Origin of the sequence: Lelliottia sp. 7254-16, assembly GCF_002922995.1 — a bacterium.
Taxonomy (GTDB): Bacteria; Pseudomonadota; Gammaproteobacteria; order Enterobacterales; family Enterobacteriaceae; genus Enterobacter; species Enterobacter jeotgali.
In genome coordinates, this window is the sequence record NZ_PQVS01000033.1 from 1 (window position 1) to 933 (window position 933).

Below are 933 nucleotides of genomic sequence, written 5' to 3' on the forward strand. Positions count from 1 at the left end.
GTTCAGCGTGACTGTTGTACTGCCGCGCTGATGGCTGATACCGCGAAGCGGGCACTGCCATATCCAGCGAGGTGTGCGGCCGTTCAAGGTTATAGACGTTGCGCCAGTGGTCAAAGGCACGCTGCAGCTCACCCCTGTCCGCGAACCACTTCCCCTGCAGAACTTCTGCCTTCAGGCTGCGGTGAAAACGCTCCAGCTTGCCCTGCGTCTGCGGGTGATAAGGCCGGGAGTGGCCCACCCGGATACCCTGGCGCATCAGCCACAACTCCAGTGCCGTCCAGACTCCGGTGGTGTCGCCCCACGGTGCCCCGTTATCCATCGTCATCCGCTCCGGCAACCCGTAGTGCCTGAACACGTTAATCAGCTGTGACTGCACGGTCTCCCGCCGCTCATCGTCGCAGTGCGCCAGACAGAGGGAAAAACGGGAGTGGTCGTCGAGCAGGGTCAGTGGATGGCAGCGGCCGCCCCCAAAGGGAAAGTGACCCTTAAAATCCATCTGCCAGAGGCGGTTGGGGGCGTCATGCTCAAAGCTGCCGGTGGCCGGAATGCCCGGTGTCGTGCCCGGCAGCAGGCCGTGACGGGCCATCAGGTTATGGACAGTGCTGAAAGCGGGCATCCTGTGTCCCTGGTCTTCGAGCCAGCGCTTAATCTTGCGCGCGCCCCAGCGTTCATGACGGGCATGCGCCAGGCGCAGCAGGTCAGTGATGGCGTCAGATGAGCGGTTCGGAGAATGATGAGGCACGCGGGAGCGGTCAGCCAGGCCGGCAGCGCCGTGTTCAGACCAGCGGGCGAGCCACTTGTAGCCAGTAGCGGGCGAAATGCCGTAGTGACGGCAAAGAGAACGGATGTTCGCCCCGTCTTGCGAGGCGAACAGAACAAACTCGGTACGTAATGACATGGTATCTCTCGCATCCCAGGGCATAAGCGACTCCA

The 933-nt window shown here is 62.4% G+C and carries 1 protein-coding gene; it reads right to left on the reverse strand.

Translation table 11 applies throughout. The features are described from left to right. On the reverse strand, positions 1 to 933 hold a 933-nt coding region (locus tag C3708_RS23490; protein WP_233210448.1), incomplete at both ends, for an IS481 family transposase.